The organism is Croceitalea vernalis (assembly GCF_031846405.1).
In the GTDB taxonomy this organism is placed as follows: domain Bacteria; phylum Bacteroidota; class Bacteroidia; order Flavobacteriales; family Flavobacteriaceae; genus Croceitalea; species Croceitalea vernalis.
This window is the reverse complement of record NZ_JAVRHU010000003.1, coordinates 403,168-419,084: the sequence shown is the minus strand read 5'-3', so window position 1 is coordinate 419,084 and position 15,917 is coordinate 403,168. Positions and strand designations below refer to the sequence as shown.

The following is a 15,917-nucleotide window of genomic DNA, read 5'->3' as shown; positions in this document are numbered from 1 at the left end:
TTCGACAGAGACTGTGAAAAACTTTAATTTTTATACAAAGCAGTTATTTTTTGTAAGACCTAAACAATGGGTGTCTATGATTCTTGTTGCCATTATGCTTGGTGTTTCTAATAGTATTCTCGAGGAAGACCGTAGTGTAAATGATACACGTATTAAAACTGAAATTCTAGAGAATTTTAATAAAGAAGGTAAAATTAACTAAAATTAAACCCCAAACTGCTTTAAATGGTGGTCTAAATGTTTGTATTCTAATTGACCCCATTGTTCTTTTGTGAACTCACCAAAAGACGGATGTGGATACCAATTTTCTCTTAAGTCCAATTTAGCAAATTCATCAACCAGTGTTTTCAATTTGTCAAATTCTGCCTTAAATTCTTTTGGTTGCTTAGCCTTTAATTGTGGCGCAGTTGGTAAATTTTTTCTCCAAGGTTTATCGTTATAAAGTGATTTTTTAAAAAATGTCTTGATGAACCAATTTCCTTTTGAACTGTTCTCTCTATTTTCAATAGCTAATTTTAAAGGGTATTGACAATGCCAAGCCATCTGGCCAACAGTCATTTTACCCCATTGACGTTCAGAGTTTTCGTTAAGCTTTTCTAATCTTGACTTAATGTCTTGATGGCCTTCATTCGTCAAAAGTGATTTCATGGTACTGATGATTAAGTTAATGAGTATAAGGTACAAACTAAATGACCTAAAAGCCAAATCCAAAAATCAAGTTATCTTTATCAAATGCAAGAAAAGCAAGCTTCATTCTCTATAAAAAATTGGGCTGATGATGATAAACCTCGAGAAAAATTAGCTAAGAAAGGGCGTTCTACACTTTCCGATGCCGAATTGATAGCCATTCTTATTAGTTCGGGTAATAGAGAAGAAAGTGCTGTACAACTTTCTAAAAGAATTTTAGCTTCTGTTAATAATAGCTTGAATGACCTTGGTAAATTGTCTATTCCACAATTGATGAAATTTAAGGGCATAGGTGAAGCTAAAGCAATTACAATTGCTGCTGCTTTAGAGATTGGTAGACGAAGACGTATTGATACCGAAGAAGTCATCAATAAAATTACTAGTAGTGCCAATGTTTTTGATTTATTACAACCCATAATAGGGGAGTTGCCTCATGAAGAGTTTTGGATTATTTATCTTAATAATTCGAATAAGGTTCTACACAAAGAACAGTTAAGTAAGGGCGGTATAACTGGCACTTTAGTTGATGTGCGATTAGTTTTAAAACAGGCTTTGGAACAAAATGCAGTAGGTTTAATATTAGCCCATAACCATCCTTCGGGTACATTAAAACCAAGTACGGCTGATAAACAAATTACGCATAAATTAAAGGTAGCCGCTGAAGCTATAGATATAAAGGTGTTAGATCATCTAATCATCACTCAAAAGGCTTATTTTAGTTTTGCAGATGAACAAATTCTTTAAATGCTACTAATATACACTCATAAGATTTCAAAGCGATTTGGCTATGTGATGAAACACATCTTCACTCGTATGTTGGGTATTGAGGTGTCATATACCACTAAAGTAGAAGATTTTATAAAGCACTCTGGACCAAAAATTACCTATACCAAACAACCACTTCAAAATGAATTTTTTATTCGTTCTAATGATTTGCTTTTTGAACAAGGTATTAATGATATTCATATCAAAATAAGTGATTGGGATGGAGTTCCTTGTTTTTTTGAAGCTGGAGAAGGTAGTTCTATACCTTTTGATATTTTTTCTGCGAGTTTTTATTTATTGAGCAGATATGAAGAATATCTACCACATGTTAAAGACGATTTAGGGCGTTTTCCACCAAAAATCAGCCTAGCTTTTCAAAAAGAATTTTTAGAACAACCGGTTATCGATCTTTGGGTGAAAAGGTTATTGGAGAATTTAGTAGGGCGTTTTCCTGATTTAATTTTCAAGCCAAATAAGTATAGGTTTACTTCCATTATCAATGTAACCACTTCACATTCTTATGCTCTTAAAGGTTTTTCTAGAAATATAGCTGGTTTTTTTCTTGACTTAAGTAAGTTTAGAATTAGAGCTCTGGCAAAACGAGTTTCTGTTTGGTTGAACTTAAAGAAAGATCCATATGATAATTTTAACGAATTGCTAGAAATTCACAAGAAATTTAGAGTAAGAACTATGTTTTTCTTTCAGTTTGCAGCCTATTCAGCACACGATAAGAATGTATCAGTCCATAGAAATAAATTCAGATATTTGATTAAATCCGTTGCTGATTATAGTATAGTTTCTTTAAGTGCGTCCATGGCTTCTTCAGCGGATAATTCTATTTTAAAAGAGGAAAAAAAACAATTGTCAAACCTAATCAATCGTCCGATACGTTACGCCCGATTACGGTACAATAAAGTTGTCATTCCTCAAACTTATCGCAATTTGGTCGAAGCAGAATTTACTGATGATTACTCGATGGGTTATTCACATCATGCAGGTTTTAGGGCAGGTACTTGTACTCCTTTTTATTTTTATGATATTAATCTTGAAGTACAACAGCCTATTAAAGTACATCCATTTATGGTTTATGATTATACCTTACAGGAATTTAAAAAACCCGAGCAGGTATTTGAGAAATTAGATAAACTTTATCAGCAGATTAAAAGCGTAAATGGTGAATTTACAATGGTGTTTTCTAATGAACTTTTAGGAGGAAAACATAAGATTAATTGGTTGAACTTATATCAAGCCGTGTTAAAGCGTTATTATGTTTAAGGATAAAGTAACCGATATATTTTTTGATTTAGACCATACCCTTTGGGATTTTGAAAAGAACTCCGCACTTACTTTTGAGAAGATTTTTGAACGAAATGGTTTGCAAATAGACTTAGATAAATTTCTTGAGGTCTATGTTCCAATAAACTTGCAATATTGGAAGTTATATCGTGAAGAACGAGTTTCCAAGGCAGAACTAAGATTTCAAAGATTGAGCAAAGCTTTTAAAGGCTTAAATATTGAAGTTGATGACCATTTAATTCATGTGCTTTCAGACGCATATATTGAGCACTTATCTACTTTTAATCATATATTTCCTGGTACTATTGAGGTTTTGGACTATTTAAAACCTAATTATAGGCTTCATATTATTACAAATGGTTTTGAAGAAATTCAGGAAAAGAAAATGAGAAATTCAAATATTCGACATTATTTTGAGGTGATTGTGAATTCTGAAATGGCAGGCGTAAAAAAGCCAAATCCAAAAATATTTGAGCTTGCCTTAAGTTTAGCAAAGGTCGAATCAAAAAACTCACTCATGATTGGTGATAGTCTTGAAGCGGATATTATCGGAGCTAAAAACTTGGGTTTTAGCGTGCTCCATTTTAATGCTCACCAGGAGCCGAAGCATCAGATCTGTGAAATGATTGAAGATTTAAACGAAATAAAAAGTTTTTTATAGAGTTATAGTAGGGTAGGTTAGACATTGATTGTTTACTTATAAATGAACTACTATAAAATGAAAAAACTTGTTCATACATTCATATTTGTCAGTGCTGCATTTCTCATGTTCCTTTCATGCGCTGAAGAGCAAAATTTCGACCAATTTGATGATTTGAGTGTTGAACCTACCGTAGCTTCTAGTATATTTTATTTTGAGTCAGACGAGGCCACTATAAATGCTGCAGGTACAGGAGCATTTTATACACAGAATTTCACTTTTGAAGCTTTCAATGAATCATTCATAGCAGAAAATGTATTAGATGGTAATATTACCTATGAGGTGGAAAACACTACAACAAAAGAATTGCAAATAACTGTAGACTTTTTAGATGCTGATGATAATGTACTTGATAGTGAATCATTTGTTATTGAAGCGGCTCCAACGGCCATATTAGAACGCCAAATAACATACGGAGATGGCGGTAGAAGTTTAGATATCCTTAGAAATACTACAAATATTAGAGTTAGCGGTGAGAATCTTGGAGATGCTACAAGTACATCTTCACTTACAGAACCGAAAATTATCTTAAGATCAAGCGCAGAATTTAGGTTAAAACTACGATGAAAAATGTAAGGTTGATTATATTTTCTGTTCTCTTAGGAACGGTAGTATCGCATGCGCAAAACAAGCAATTGCTTTATGATTTTTATGAAATTCCGCAATCTTTAATTTTAAACCCTGGTGTAAAAACACCTTATAAGTGGCATACAGGAATACCTGTTTTGTCTGGATTTTCTATTCAAGCTGGTACGAGTGGTGTAACAGTTAATGACCTCTTTGCTGAAGACGGTATTGATTTTACAACAAAATTCAGAGACCAAGTTATAAATGGATTGAAGTCAAATGATGATTTTGGTTACAGTGGTCAAATAGAAATTTTTAATGTGGGTTTTAGAAGTGTTAAGAAGCCAAGAGATTATTATTCTTTTGGCGCTTATGGTGAGGGTTTTGCTTCAATTTTTTACCCAGAAGATTTAGCGTTGTTAGCCTTTGAAGGAAATGCGACTAATTTGAATAGAAGATTTAATTTTAATGATATCAATCAGCAAGGAGAAGCTGTTAGTGTATTTCATTTTGGATTGAATCGACATATAAACGAACGTTGGACAATTGGCGCTAGAGCTAAGATTTATTCGAGTGTTTATGAATTCAAGTCTACCAATAATAAAGGCTATTTTGTAACAACTCGAGGTGATGATAATATTTTAAGAAATACGCTCGTTGCTGATGTTACTATGAGAACTTCTGGGGTTCAAGAAATTTTAGATATTATTGATGAGGATACCGTTAACACTCAGGCCGATTTGGCAAGCTTGCTAATATCACGTTCCCTTTTTGGCGGTAATTTGGGATTTGGTTTTGATCTTGGGTTTACTCATAAATTAGGTAAAAACTCTTTCATAACTGCAAGTTTACTTGATGTTGGTTTTATTTATCATAATAAAGACATCAAAAATTACACACTAAATGGTGCTGCATCTAATGAAGGTATAGAAATAAGACTACCTGAAGACTTAACAAATCTTAGTGCTGATATTTGGCAAGATTTGATTGATGATTTTGAACGTTTGATTCCTTTTGAAACCAATAATCAAAGCTATATTTCTTTACGACCAATTAAATTGAATGCCTCATATCGTTATAATTTTGGTCAGTATACTGATAAATCTCAAATATGTGATTGTGAAACGACACCCATTTCAAAAAAAGAAAATTTTGATTACAAGAATGCCGTAGGAGCTCACTTATTTATGATTAATAGACCACGGGGTCCACAAACTGCAATTACAGCATTTTATCAAAAAAGAATAGGAAGAGCATTAGCCATTAAAACAACGTACACAGCTGATAAATATACCTTGTCAAATATTGGTCTCGGCTTGAATTTGCAAGCCGGACCATTAAATTTTTATATTCTTGGTGATAATCTTCTAGGTTATCAGAATATACCGGCAAGTAATTATGCGTCTTTACAGTTCGGATTTAATATCATATCTTGGAACAGTAATTGATTACTGTAATTATATGAAAAAGTTATTTGTATTAGTACTGCTATTTTGCGCTGTTAACTCCATAAATGGGCAATTAAATGATTATAAATACATAGTCGTACCGGTAAAGTTTAAAGCGTTTAAAAACCCTAATCAATTTCAAACAAGTACACTGATTAAGCATTTTATGACTGTTGAAGGTTTTAATGTTATTTATGATAATGCCCTTCCTTTTGAGCTTCAAGAAAATAGATGCTTGGCGCTTTTTACTGATTTATTGGATGAATCTGGATTATTTAAAACAAAAGTTGCACTAGTTTTAAAGGACTGCAAAGGTGAAGTCATATATAGAACCTTAGATGCTCAAACTAAAATCAAAGAATTAGATAAAGCCTATAAAACTGTAATTACTGAAACATGTGCTTCTTTTCAAGGCCTGAACCATAATTATGAACCTAATAGTGCTGATTCTGAAAAAGAAACTATAGCAGTAAGTTTTAAAAACGATGTTAAAAGTATTGAAGAAAAAGATGCTATTAATGAAGAGAAGCGGTCTTCAGCTCAACCTATAAAGGAAGAAATTGTAGAAAAAGTCATGCAAAAAACAGATGTAGTTAAAGATTCTAACGATGATACAACTGAGAAAATTTATTTGTATGCTGAAGCCTTAGGAAGTGGATATAAACTTAGTGACAAAGACGGGGCAATAAAATATATTTTAGGTGAAACTTCAATTGAGAATGTATTTCTAGTGAATCAAGAAGGTGTAAATGGAGTTGTTGTAAAAAAAGACGAAAAGTGGTATTTAGAATATAAAGGTGCCACAGGAAAAATAGTTGAAGAATTAAATATCAAATTTTAAAATTCGTATTTGTTTTTCCATCTCTTTTTTAGAAATTCCTTCATATTATTTTCTCGAGCATTATTACCTAGTTTGTAGAATGTAGTGCCGGAAATTTCTTCTGGTAAGAACTCTGCTATTTTGAAATTATTTTCGAAGTCATGTGCATAGGCATACCCATCTCCATAGCCTAAATCTTTCATTAATTTTGTCGGTGCATTTCTAATAGGTAAGGGAACGGGTAAATCACCAGTTTCTTTTACTTGTTGTTGTGCCTTATTTATAGCCATATAGCTAGCGTTGCTTTTGGCAGAACAGGCTAAGTAAGTTGCACATTGACTTAAAATAATTCTTGCTTCGGGGTAGCCAATTGTAGTAACCGCTTGAAATGTAGCATTAGCTATAACTAAAGCGGTTGGGTTGGCGTTGCCAATGTCTTCTGAAGCTAGTATCAGCATTCTTCTGGCAATGAACTTTACATCTTCTCCTCCTTCAATCATTCTTGCTAACCAATAAACCGCAGCATTTGGATCACTTCCTCTAATCGATTTGATGAATGCAGAAACAATGTCATAATGCTGTTCCCCAGTTTTATCATATAGCACTGTATTTTTCTGTACTTTTTGCATAACTATTTCATCAGTTATGATGATTTCATCACCACTGTCTGCATTTATAAGTAATTCAAAAATGTTGAGTAGTTTTCTACCATCTCCACCAGAAAGTCTAAGTAAAGCTTCAGTTTCTTTAAGTTGTATTTTTTTTGACTTTAAGAACTGATCTGTATTCATAGCTCTTTGAAGTAATGCCTCTAAATCTTCTTTTGAAAATGAGTTTAAAATATAAACTTGACAACGTGATAATAGAGCAGGAATTACTTCAAAACTTGGGTTTTCTGTGGTAGCACCTATTAAAGTGACCCAACCTTTTTCTACAGCGCCCAGTAAAGAGTCTTGCTGTGATTTACTAAAACGATGAATTTCATCAATAAATAGAATCGGGTTTTTAGTCGTGAAAATCCCACCACTTTGTTTTGCTTTTTCTATAACTTCTCGAATATCTTTAACACCACTATTAATTGCACTCAAAGTATAAAATGGTCTTTGACTTTCAACCGCAATTATATTAGCCAAAGTAGTTTTTCCTGTACCGGGTGGTCCCCAGAAAATTAAAGATGGAATTACTCCTGTTTCTATTTGATGAGTTAATGAACCGTTTTTACCTACTAGATGATTTTGACTTACGTAGTCTTCTAAAGTTTTAGGTCTAATTCTTTCTGCTAAAGGTTCATTCATGTTATAAAAGTAAAATAAATACAAAGATGACAATTTAACCGTTTTTATAAATGTGGTAAATTAATTGCTAGAGTAATACTAATGATAGAATCAAAATATTTTAAATTTTCACTAAGCATGCTGTTGGCACCTATGTTTGCGGTACTAGCAATATGGACTGTATTTTGGTTGGAGCTCAGGCTCGGAGTTAATTTTAATGAATATGGTATATATCCAAGAAAACTATTGGGTCTTCAAGGGGTTTTGTTTAGTCCCTTTATACACGGCTCAGTAGAGCATTTATACAACAATACGATTCCACTCGCTATTCTTACCTTAACATTGGTTTATTTTTATCAAAGGAATGCGTTAAAAGTGCTATGCTATGGGATTATTATAACCGGTATTTTAACTTGGTTAATTGGCCGACCTTCATTTCATATAGGAGCAAGTGGTCTTATTTATGTTTTAGTGAGTTTTGTATTTTTTAAAGGCGTTTTTACGAAATACTATCGGTTAATAGCGCTTTCTTTAGCCATAGTATTTATATATGGTAGCATGCTTTGGTATATTTTCCCTATAGAAGAAGGTATCTCATGGGAAGGTCATTTGTCTGGGTTTATTACGGGTTTAATTTTAGCGAAATTTATTAAAACCACTATACCGGAGTCAAAAAAATACAAATGGGAACAAGATGATTTTAATGAAGAAGAAGATGAATTTTTAAAACATTTTGACGAGAACGGTAATTTTGTTGAAAAGATTGAAAATGAAGAAAAGGATACAGTGAAATTAGTATATCATATTAAAAAAACACAAAAAGAAGATTAATTTATCCTTTGTCTTAGAGCTTCATATAAAAATACCCCACAAGCAACTGATACATTCAAAGAACCTATTTCGCCTAATAAAGGGAGTTTAGCACTGGCATTAAGTATTTTTAAAATTGAAGGTGAAATACCCTTCTCTTCTGACCCCATTAATATGGCTAAAGGTGTATTAAAATCAATTTCATAAATGGATTTTTCTGTTTTTTCGGTCGCTCCAACTACTGTAATATCTGACGCTTGTAAATAGAAAATTACATCTTTCAAATGATCAACTTTAGAAATTGGTATATTGAAAGCAGCTCCGGCTGAGGTTTTAACAGTATCTTCTGTAATAGGTGCCGAACCACTTTTTGGAATAATAATAGCGTCAACACCTGTACATTCAGCAGTTCTTATTATTGCACCAAAGTTTCGTACATCAGTAACTTGGTCTAGTAATAATAAAAGCGGCTTTTTCTTTTCTTGTAATATCTTTTCAATTAAGGTTTCAAAATTATGAAAAGCCACTGGTGATATTTGTGCGATAGCACCTTGATGATTGTTATTGGAAAGTCTATTGAGCTTCTCAATGGGTACATATGATACACTTAGTCCACTTTTTCTAATTTTAACTTCAAGCTCTTTATATAAATCTCCTTTTAAGCCTTTTTGTAAGAATAATTTATTGATTGGTTTTTGCGCATCTATTGCTTCTATAATGGCCCTAATTCCATAAATGAGTTGGTTCTTCTTCATAACTGAGCGCAAAGGTAACTAATCAATTAATAGCTATATCATCTTAATTTGAAATCTGAGAATTGATTCATAATATATTAGTTGGAAAGTTTTTTCGAAACAAAAAAAGGACAAGATGAATTAAATATCACCTTGTCCTTTTAAAACTGTTTTTAATATTTGTCTTAGCTATTTAGAAAAGTTAAAATAGCATAAACATCTTGTTCATCTTTTAATTTGATTTTATTTTCTTTTATGAATTGTTTGACCGATTCTCTATTTTCTGAACCAACTACGTTTAAGAATTTTTTAGTGTTCAATTCAATTTCATCAATTCTTTTACCATCTTCAGATTCCAGATAGTATTCCGTAAATGGTGTGAAGCGGGCAGGTGTTCCTTTTACAAAAGAATTTGGTGCTTTCTTTGCATCTTTAAACACAATATTTAGTCTTTTATATAATTTGTACTTACCATCTCTTAAAAGCGTTAAATATCCATTTTGTGTGTTTCCACTTTTATCAATAAAAGTCTTAAAACTCATTGGTTTACCGTCAACCATTAGTTTTATCTTCTTGTCTCTGCCTAATGCTCTTATAGGTTCTTGGTCTAAATTCTGCTGTTTAGTTTCAATCTCTTGATTATGAGCGTTATATCTATAATAAACTTGTCCTATCGCTTCATCACCATAATAGAGTTGGGTAGGCATAAAAGTGTTGGCTTTGTATGGTGAACCTTCAATAGTACTATCTTCATACGATAGTTTTTCTAATTTGTCAGAGATAGCGCCCATGGCATAATTGTAAAGACCATCTGTCTGTGCTCCAACACCTGTTGTGTAGGTCGCAACTTGACCTGAAGTTTGTGCATTGAGGCTAAAAGCGACTAATGCGGCTGTTAAAAATCCAAAAGTTTTTTTCATGATATCGTTTTTGTTTAAGTTATGAAAAATTATTCAGAAAAAAGACTTGAACTGAATTAAATTTTAGTAACCCTATCTGACTTATAGATTTATAGACTTTAAATTGCTTCCCTATTTACTTGTATTTTGAACATATGAAAACTAAAAAACCCATTATCAACATTGTAGATAATGGGTTTTTTATTAAGAGGTAAACTTGATTTTATCCTTTGTTTAAAAAATCTAAGACTTTGATTACGCTAGCTTCGTTATTTATACGGATATTATTTTCCTTTAAATAAGCTTTTAAAGCTTCTTTTTTATCCTCAGGAACTAGTTTTATTAATTTTCTGTTTCTTAACTCCAATTCGTCAATTCTATTGACACCTTCAATGCCTAAATAGTATTCTGTAAATTTTGAAAAACGAGCAGGAATAGCTTTAACAAATGAATTTTGCGCTTTTTGTCCTTCAGTATATTTTACATCTGTTCTGCGATATAAGGCATACTTACCTTCACTCAGTTTGGTTAAATATCCGTTTTGAGTCGTTCCTTTTTTATCTATAAAAGTTATGAAACTCATTGGTAGCCCATTAACTATAATAGAAATTTTCTTGTCTCTACCTAAAGACTTAATGCCTTCACTCTCTAAATTAGTTTGCTTTATTTCAATTTCTTCATTGAAAGCATTATAACGGTAAAACATGTTTCCCATATTTTCATCACCATAATACAGTTGTGTTGGGAGAAAAATCTGATTCGTGTATGGTGAGCCTTGAACATCACCTTCAATAAAAGATAATTTTTTATTAGAATCCTGAATAGACCCAAGAATAGTATTTAATTGTCCAACAGATGCGTTCGCCGAACTACCTGCTGCGCCATAATTAGCAACTTGACCAGCTGTTTGACTTATTCCAATAGTTAGGGATAAACAAAAGATAAAAGTGGTAATTATTCTTTTCATAGTACATATTTTCAAGCGGCAAATTTATTTAAAAATAGTGTTAAAGTATAGCGAAGTATGTTAAGAAAATTCAAAAATTTTACGTGGAAAGACTATCTATTGCTTGATACAAGAAAATTTGGTCCAAATAGGTTTCAATTTGAACACTTTCAGAATTCTAGCTGTAATCGATTAATCGCTTCAGAATCTTTACTAAAATGGTATCCGCGCCAAAAAAAACCAGCTTCAGTATAACGCCAAATAATTTCACCAGCTTCAGTAACCTCCCAAAAACCAAAATCACCTTCAGTTATAAGCCTATTGCCATTTGGTAAAATATCTACTCCAGATACTCTACCAGAATAAAGTTCTAAATCTGTAAAACTCCAAATAATTTCTGGTTCATTATTTGAATTAGGAATCAGTTCAAATGTTTCAGGAGTTTTTAATTCATATGCGGTGGATTGTTCTGCTTCAAAACCATTAGCATATACAAGTATGTTTCCTTTTTTATCACCAGATAAAAGATTAGGATGATGATTTCTGTCAAATAACCTAAGGCCTACATCATTTTTGTAAGCTGATGGATTGCCAAACCTATATACTAAATCTCCACCTTTGTTAAAAGTTCCACCTGAATTTGATTTGGCTTCTTCGCTAGTTGTGCTATGATCAATCACCCAAATTTCGCTATAAAAATTAGCACTGACATAGATCAAATCGTTTTCTGCATCATAGTCAATACCATTTGCATGACTTACATCACCGTCCGGATTTGTAACTTCTTGATAATTGATATCTATTAATTGGGGGTTTAATGATACATCTCCAAAATTCAGTTTGGTGTCATCAAGGTCTTGAATAAGATGATCCCACATATGCCACTCCCATACAATTTCATTGGTTGTCGGGTTTATTTCTAGAACTGCATCATAAATTATTTGAGTACCCGGTGAAAAAGCAATTTCATTCGCTTCTTCAGCAGATTTTTTCTCCCATGATAAAAAAAGAATATTTCCATTAGGAAGCATTTTAGCATCATGATGAGCAATATGGTTCTCATTAGAATATTCATAGCTCCATTCTACCTCTCCATTTTTACGAATCAAAGAAATTAAACCTCCAAATCCACCTAAAGTTAGTAAAGGTGTCTCAGACTCCAGCATGGCTAGTAATCTACCATCATCTAATAGAAACGCGTCGTTACCTAATCTTTTACCGTTTAAGTTCCATTCATGAATTAGGGTAGTGGCCTTGTCCATTAAATAAACTCTATTAGCAGCGGCGTCATTTACAAGTATAAATCCATCAAAGACCTTTTCTCCTGCTAAAACTTCAAGTCCTTCCTTATCAGGAAATTCAATAGTAGTAATTGGTGGAATATCGTCATCTTCCATTTGAAGGACCTCAGACTCTGGTTCATCAACGTAATCACTGGTACATGAAATAAGAATTATAGAAAAGAAGGCAATCAAAGAATACCTAAACTTTAGGTTGTATAAATTCATAGCAAATGTATTTATAGAATTTTTTTGGAAGGTAGTAAATCCTTTTTAAAAGGAATAAACTTCAAGCGTGCCATTATTTTGCGAAGCTATTAGAAGCCTAGTTTGATCATTGTCAATTAAAAGAAGGTCTTTAACGTTTCCATTAAATAGTATTCCAGATTTTGATGAAGGCATTGTTACATAGCCATTAGATTTATCTGAGAGCAAAACTAATCCTGAAAAGGCATCCAATCTAGGAGTTTCTACTTCGGTTTCATAAATATTTCCGCCTACTATGGCATCTTCGTACCCATCATTGTTTACATCTTTAAAAACTATGTTCATAATTGGAAATAATTGTGCTTCAATCGGCAACAGAACTTTTTCAAACTTGCCATCTCCTTTATTTAAAAGAAACAAAGATTGAAATTCGTTCACCTCTGCTTCATAGGCAGTATCAAGTTTTTCTCCATAAATATCTAATAAATTTGCGGTTGCAAATTCTGAATAGGTTTCAAATTTTTGTTGAATAAAAGGCATTTGTTGTGAAGAACATTCACGACCTCTAACTGGAACGTATTGACCATTATATTCTTTGCTTAAAACAATATCTGGTGTTCCATTATTATCAAAATCATTAGCAAAAACCTTGAATGGTTTTTTTGCGCTGGCTTTAAACTTAATGTTAAGACCAGCATTACCTAACATATAGTCTGGTAAACCGTCATTGTTTATGTCAGTTTCTTGAATGGTGAACCACCAACCTTTAGTGTCTGTAATGTTGTCAAGTTTGTTGTTAAGACTAAAATAACCTTTATTATTTTCTAAAATACCGATGCCTGTCCATTCACCAACAGCCATAATATCCATCCAACCGTCAGTATTATAATCGGTCGCAATAAGCTTATTTACCATTCCAAATTTTAAAAGATCCGGAGCTATTTTGTTGGTTACATCTTTTAATTGTCCTTTGTCATTTTCCCATAAAGTTGAAGGAGCAAAATTTGGATAACTCTGGGGTATTATTCTATTTCCAACAAGAATATCCATGTCTCCGTCTTTGTCAAAATCTATAATAGCTACAGATTTGCCACTTTTTGGGTTGGTTTTCAAGGCATCTAGCTTGGCTTTAGTGAAATTTGAATTACCATTATTTATATATAAACGGTCAGCGTATAAAGAGGAATAGTTAGCGAACTCATTGCCACCACTAACGACGAATAAATCTAAGTCATCATCATTATCGAAATCAAAGAAAATAGACTCCATGTCTTCATAGCTTTTATCATCGTTAAAAGCTTTTATTTTTTTATTAGAGAACCTTCCTGAAGTAGTTTGTATATAAAGCTCTCCGCTTTGTCCTGAAGCACCACCAATGTAAATATCTTTTAAACCATCTCCATTAACATCGCCTTTTGACATAAAAGGGCCTTGGGTTGATTGTTTATAGGGTAATAATATCTCTTTTTCAAAATCATCGTAAACGTTTTCTTGGTGTTTAAAGTCTAAACCTGTTTGAGAAATATTTAGAGATTTAAAAGGTTGACTTGCTCCATCCTTTCTTAGTGCTATTAGTTTTGAAGCGTCCTCCTCAAAAAATACTATTTTTTCATTAACTGGAATGTTAAATTTTTTTTCAATTTTTCCACTTGGCCATGTAACAGTTATGGTATCTACTTTTGAATGTTTGCCAAGACCAAAATGTGCTAGATTCTCCTGGGCAGATCTATAGCCCCTTACTCTTCTTATTTCTTGAACTTGAGATTGTCCGGAATAGTATATGTTTACTTGAGCAAAAGATTCTGATAATTCACCTTTCGTTTCTACTTTTAAATAGTTGTTTTTGGTCTTATCTGAAGTTAAGTTTTCATATAAAAAACAATAGTCATCAATATTATTTACGACTAAATCGACATCACCATCATTGTCTAAATCGCCCTGAGCAGTACCATTGCTAAATGAGAAATCTGCTAGTCCCCATTCTTTAGCTACTTCTTTAAAATTAAGGTTGCCCTTATTTTGATATAAGATATTCGGAAGTTTTTCAGAAGGCATAGATTCATATAATTGTTTTTTAACCTCCAGTGGTACATTCCCCTTGTATTGCATTTTAGCTTTGTAGACGTTGTTCTGTAAATCATTATCTAGAGCATACCTTCTATAACCATTGGTTATGAACACATCTTTATGTGAATCAAGATTAAAATCGGACATGAGAACAGACCAACTCCAATCAGTATTAGCCATTGAGGTTGCTTGTGATACGTTAGAAAATTTTAAATCATCAGTTTGTAGCTGTAATGAATTATACATGTATTGATGATGAAACTCTGCCTTGTTAATCAAAAAATCGAACCTATCTGTATTCATTGAGGCCATCAATGTTTTTGATCGAATATGGTCATTAGCTGCCATGTCTAGAACGAAAATATCCTGCTTTAAGTCATTATTTATGTCCGCAATATCCATTCCCATTCCATAAAAAGAGATGTGACGCGTAAACTCTTTTATTCGATTACTAAATGTGCCATTCTTGTTATTTATGAAAAATACATCCGGAATATAATAATCACTAGCAATGTAAAAATCTAGCCAACCGTCATTATTGATGTCCGTTACAGATAAACCAAGACCAAATATTGGACTTTCAATACCAGCTTCTTTAGTGATGTCAATAAATTTGCCATTATCATTTCGGTAAAGATGTGAGCTGTTATAGTATCTTGAATCATCATCTTTATCGGCTAATTTGAATAGGTTTATTGGATCCACACCATATAATTCATTTTCATTCATTACAAGGCAGTCAAGGTCATTATCATTGTCAAAATCAAAAAACACCGATTGTGTGCTGATACCTTGGTCGTCTAAGCCAAATTCTTCTGCTTCTTCTTTAAATGTTTCGTTTTGTTGATTTATAAAAAGAAGATTCTTTCTTTCATTTCTGTTTTTAGGTCCACCCTGAGAAACATAGATATCTAGCCAACCATCGTTGTTGATATCAACAAAAGTGATTCCATTAGACCAGTTTTTTCCCTTATTAATACCTGATTTTTGCGATATGTCTTTAAAAGCCAATTCACCTTTATTGATATACAATTTATTGTCAACCTGATTTCCACAAAAGAAAATATCATTTAAACCGTCGTTGTTTAAATCTGATATTCCTACACCGGCACCGTTATAGAAATAATCATAATTGAAAAGATTTTCCATAGTTGAAACATCTTCTTTAATCGTATTTTTAAAAGCTAAACCGCTTTCTTCTTTAGCTATGGAGTTGAAAATTTTGCTATCCTCTTCAAGGTTGTTTTTAGATATTGTTTTAGAATTGGTTTCAACGCAAGATGTTAGAAATATTGCCGATATGCCAAAAGTTAGAATAGATAAAAAATAAGCATAAAATGATTCTTTGAGTTTCGAACAGAACATCATAAGTTTTATTCTAGAATTTATGTAAAAATACTAATAAAGGGTTTTTAGG

15 protein-coding genes are annotated in these 15,917 nt (G+C 32.4%); 8 read left to right on the top strand and 7 right to left on the bottom strand.

The annotated features are described in order from the left end of the window. The first annotated feature begins 76 nt into the window (after positions 1–76). Entirely contained in the window at positions 77–202 is a 126-nt protein-coding gene (locus tag RM520_RS12335) for a hypothetical protein (RefSeq protein ID WP_311388202.1), read from the top strand. Between the two features lie 2 nt (positions 203–204). On the opposite strand, the gene RM520_RS12330 is transcribed toward RM520_RS12335, so the two are convergent. Beyond that, entirely contained in the window at positions 205–648 is a 444-nt protein-coding gene (locus tag RM520_RS12330) for a DUF1569 domain-containing protein (RefSeq protein WP_311388201.1), read from the bottom strand. Positions 649–732: 84 nt separating this feature from the next. On the opposite strand from RM520_RS12330, the gene radC reads away from it, so the two are divergent. Genes radC through RM520_RS12300 form a run of 6 tightly spaced genes read left to right on the top strand, consistent with a single transcriptional unit; the run spans position 733 to position 6,304 of the window. After that, positions 733–1,431 carry a RadC family protein gene (gene radC / locus RM520_RS12325; RefSeq protein WP_311388200.1) on the top strand — a complete coding sequence of 233 codons (699 nt, stop codon included), beginning with the start codon at positions 733–735 and terminating at the stop codon, positions 1,429–1,431. Continuing rightward, positions 1,432–2,727 carry a polysaccharide deacetylase family protein gene (locus RM520_RS12320; RefSeq protein WP_311385979.1) on the top strand — a complete coding sequence of 432 codons (1,296 nt, stop codon included), beginning with the start codon at positions 1,432–1,434 and terminating at the stop codon, positions 2,725–2,727. Further along, positions 2,720–3,409: a YjjG family noncanonical pyrimidine nucleotidase gene (locus RM520_RS12315; protein ID WP_311385978.1), complete on the top strand. Its 690-nt coding sequence runs from the start codon at positions 2,720–2,722 to the stop codon at positions 3,407–3,409. The genes RM520_RS12320 and RM520_RS12315 overlap by 8 nt, the downstream gene beginning before the upstream one ends. 57 nt (positions 3,410–3,466) lie before the next feature. Further along, a complete protein-coding gene (locus RM520_RS12310; RefSeq protein ID WP_311385977.1) occupies positions 3,467–4,015 on the top strand; it encodes a hypothetical protein in 549 nt (182 codons plus the stop codon). Next, positions 4,012–5,463 (top strand): DUF5723 family protein, encoded by a 1,452-nt coding sequence (locus RM520_RS12305; RefSeq protein ID WP_311388199.1) that lies wholly within the window; start codon positions 4,012–4,014, stop codon positions 5,461–5,463. Before RM520_RS12310 ends, RM520_RS12305 begins: the two co-directional genes overlap by 4 nt. 13 nt (positions 5,464–5,476) lie before the next feature. Next, positions 5,477–6,304, top strand: a complete 828-nt coding sequence (locus RM520_RS12300) for a hypothetical protein (protein WP_311385975.1) — start codon at positions 5,477–5,479, stop codon at positions 6,302–6,304. Here the strand turns inward: RM520_RS12300 and RM520_RS12295 are convergent. Beyond that, entirely contained in the window at positions 6,301–7,578 is a 1,278-nt protein-coding gene (locus tag RM520_RS12295) for a replication-associated recombination protein A (RefSeq protein ID WP_311388198.1), read from the bottom strand. The two genes, RM520_RS12300 and RM520_RS12295, sit on opposite strands and share 4 nt — an antisense overlap. An 81-nt stretch (positions 7,579–7,659) precedes the next feature. On the opposite strand from RM520_RS12295, the gene RM520_RS12290 reads away from it, so the two are divergent. Beyond that, positions 7,660–8,388 carry a rhomboid family intramembrane serine protease gene (locus RM520_RS12290; RefSeq protein WP_311388197.1) on the top strand — a complete coding sequence of 243 codons (729 nt, stop codon included), beginning with the start codon at positions 7,660–7,662 and terminating at the stop codon, positions 8,386–8,388. Here RM520_RS12290 and rlmB read toward each other — a convergent pair. The 5 genes from rlmB to RM520_RS12265 all read right to left on the bottom strand — a co-directional run bounded on the left by rlmB (position 8,385) and on the right by RM520_RS12265 (position 15,865). Then, positions 8,385–9,122, bottom strand: a complete 738-nt coding sequence (gene rlmB, locus RM520_RS12285; RefSeq protein WP_311385972.1) for a 23S rRNA (guanosine(2251)-2'-O)-methyltransferase RlmB — start codon at positions 9,120–9,122, stop codon at positions 8,385–8,387. The two genes, RM520_RS12290 and rlmB, sit on opposite strands and share 4 nt — an antisense overlap. Before the next feature lie 164 nt (positions 9,123–9,286). Continuing rightward, on the bottom strand, positions 9,287–10,021 hold the full coding sequence (locus RM520_RS12280; protein WP_311385971.1) for a hypothetical protein: 735 nt from the start codon (positions 10,019–10,021) through the stop codon (positions 9,287–9,289). A gap of 202 nt (positions 10,022–10,223) precedes the next feature. After that, positions 10,224–10,967 carry a hypothetical protein gene (locus tag RM520_RS12275; RefSeq protein WP_311385970.1) on the bottom strand — a complete coding sequence of 248 codons (744 nt, stop codon included), beginning with the start codon at positions 10,965–10,967 and terminating at the stop codon, positions 10,224–10,226. 149 nt (positions 10,968–11,116) lie between these two features. Beyond that, positions 11,117–12,454, bottom strand: a complete 1,338-nt coding sequence (locus RM520_RS12270) for an aryl-sulfate sulfotransferase (RefSeq protein ID WP_311388196.1) — start codon at positions 12,452–12,454, stop codon at positions 11,117–11,119. Between the two features lie 45 nt (positions 12,455–12,499). Then, positions 12,500–15,865 (bottom strand): VCBS repeat-containing protein, encoded by a 3,366-nt coding sequence (locus RM520_RS12265; RefSeq protein WP_311385968.1) that lies wholly within the window; start codon positions 15,863–15,865, stop codon positions 12,500–12,502. Positions 15,866–15,917 lie beyond the last annotated feature (52 nt).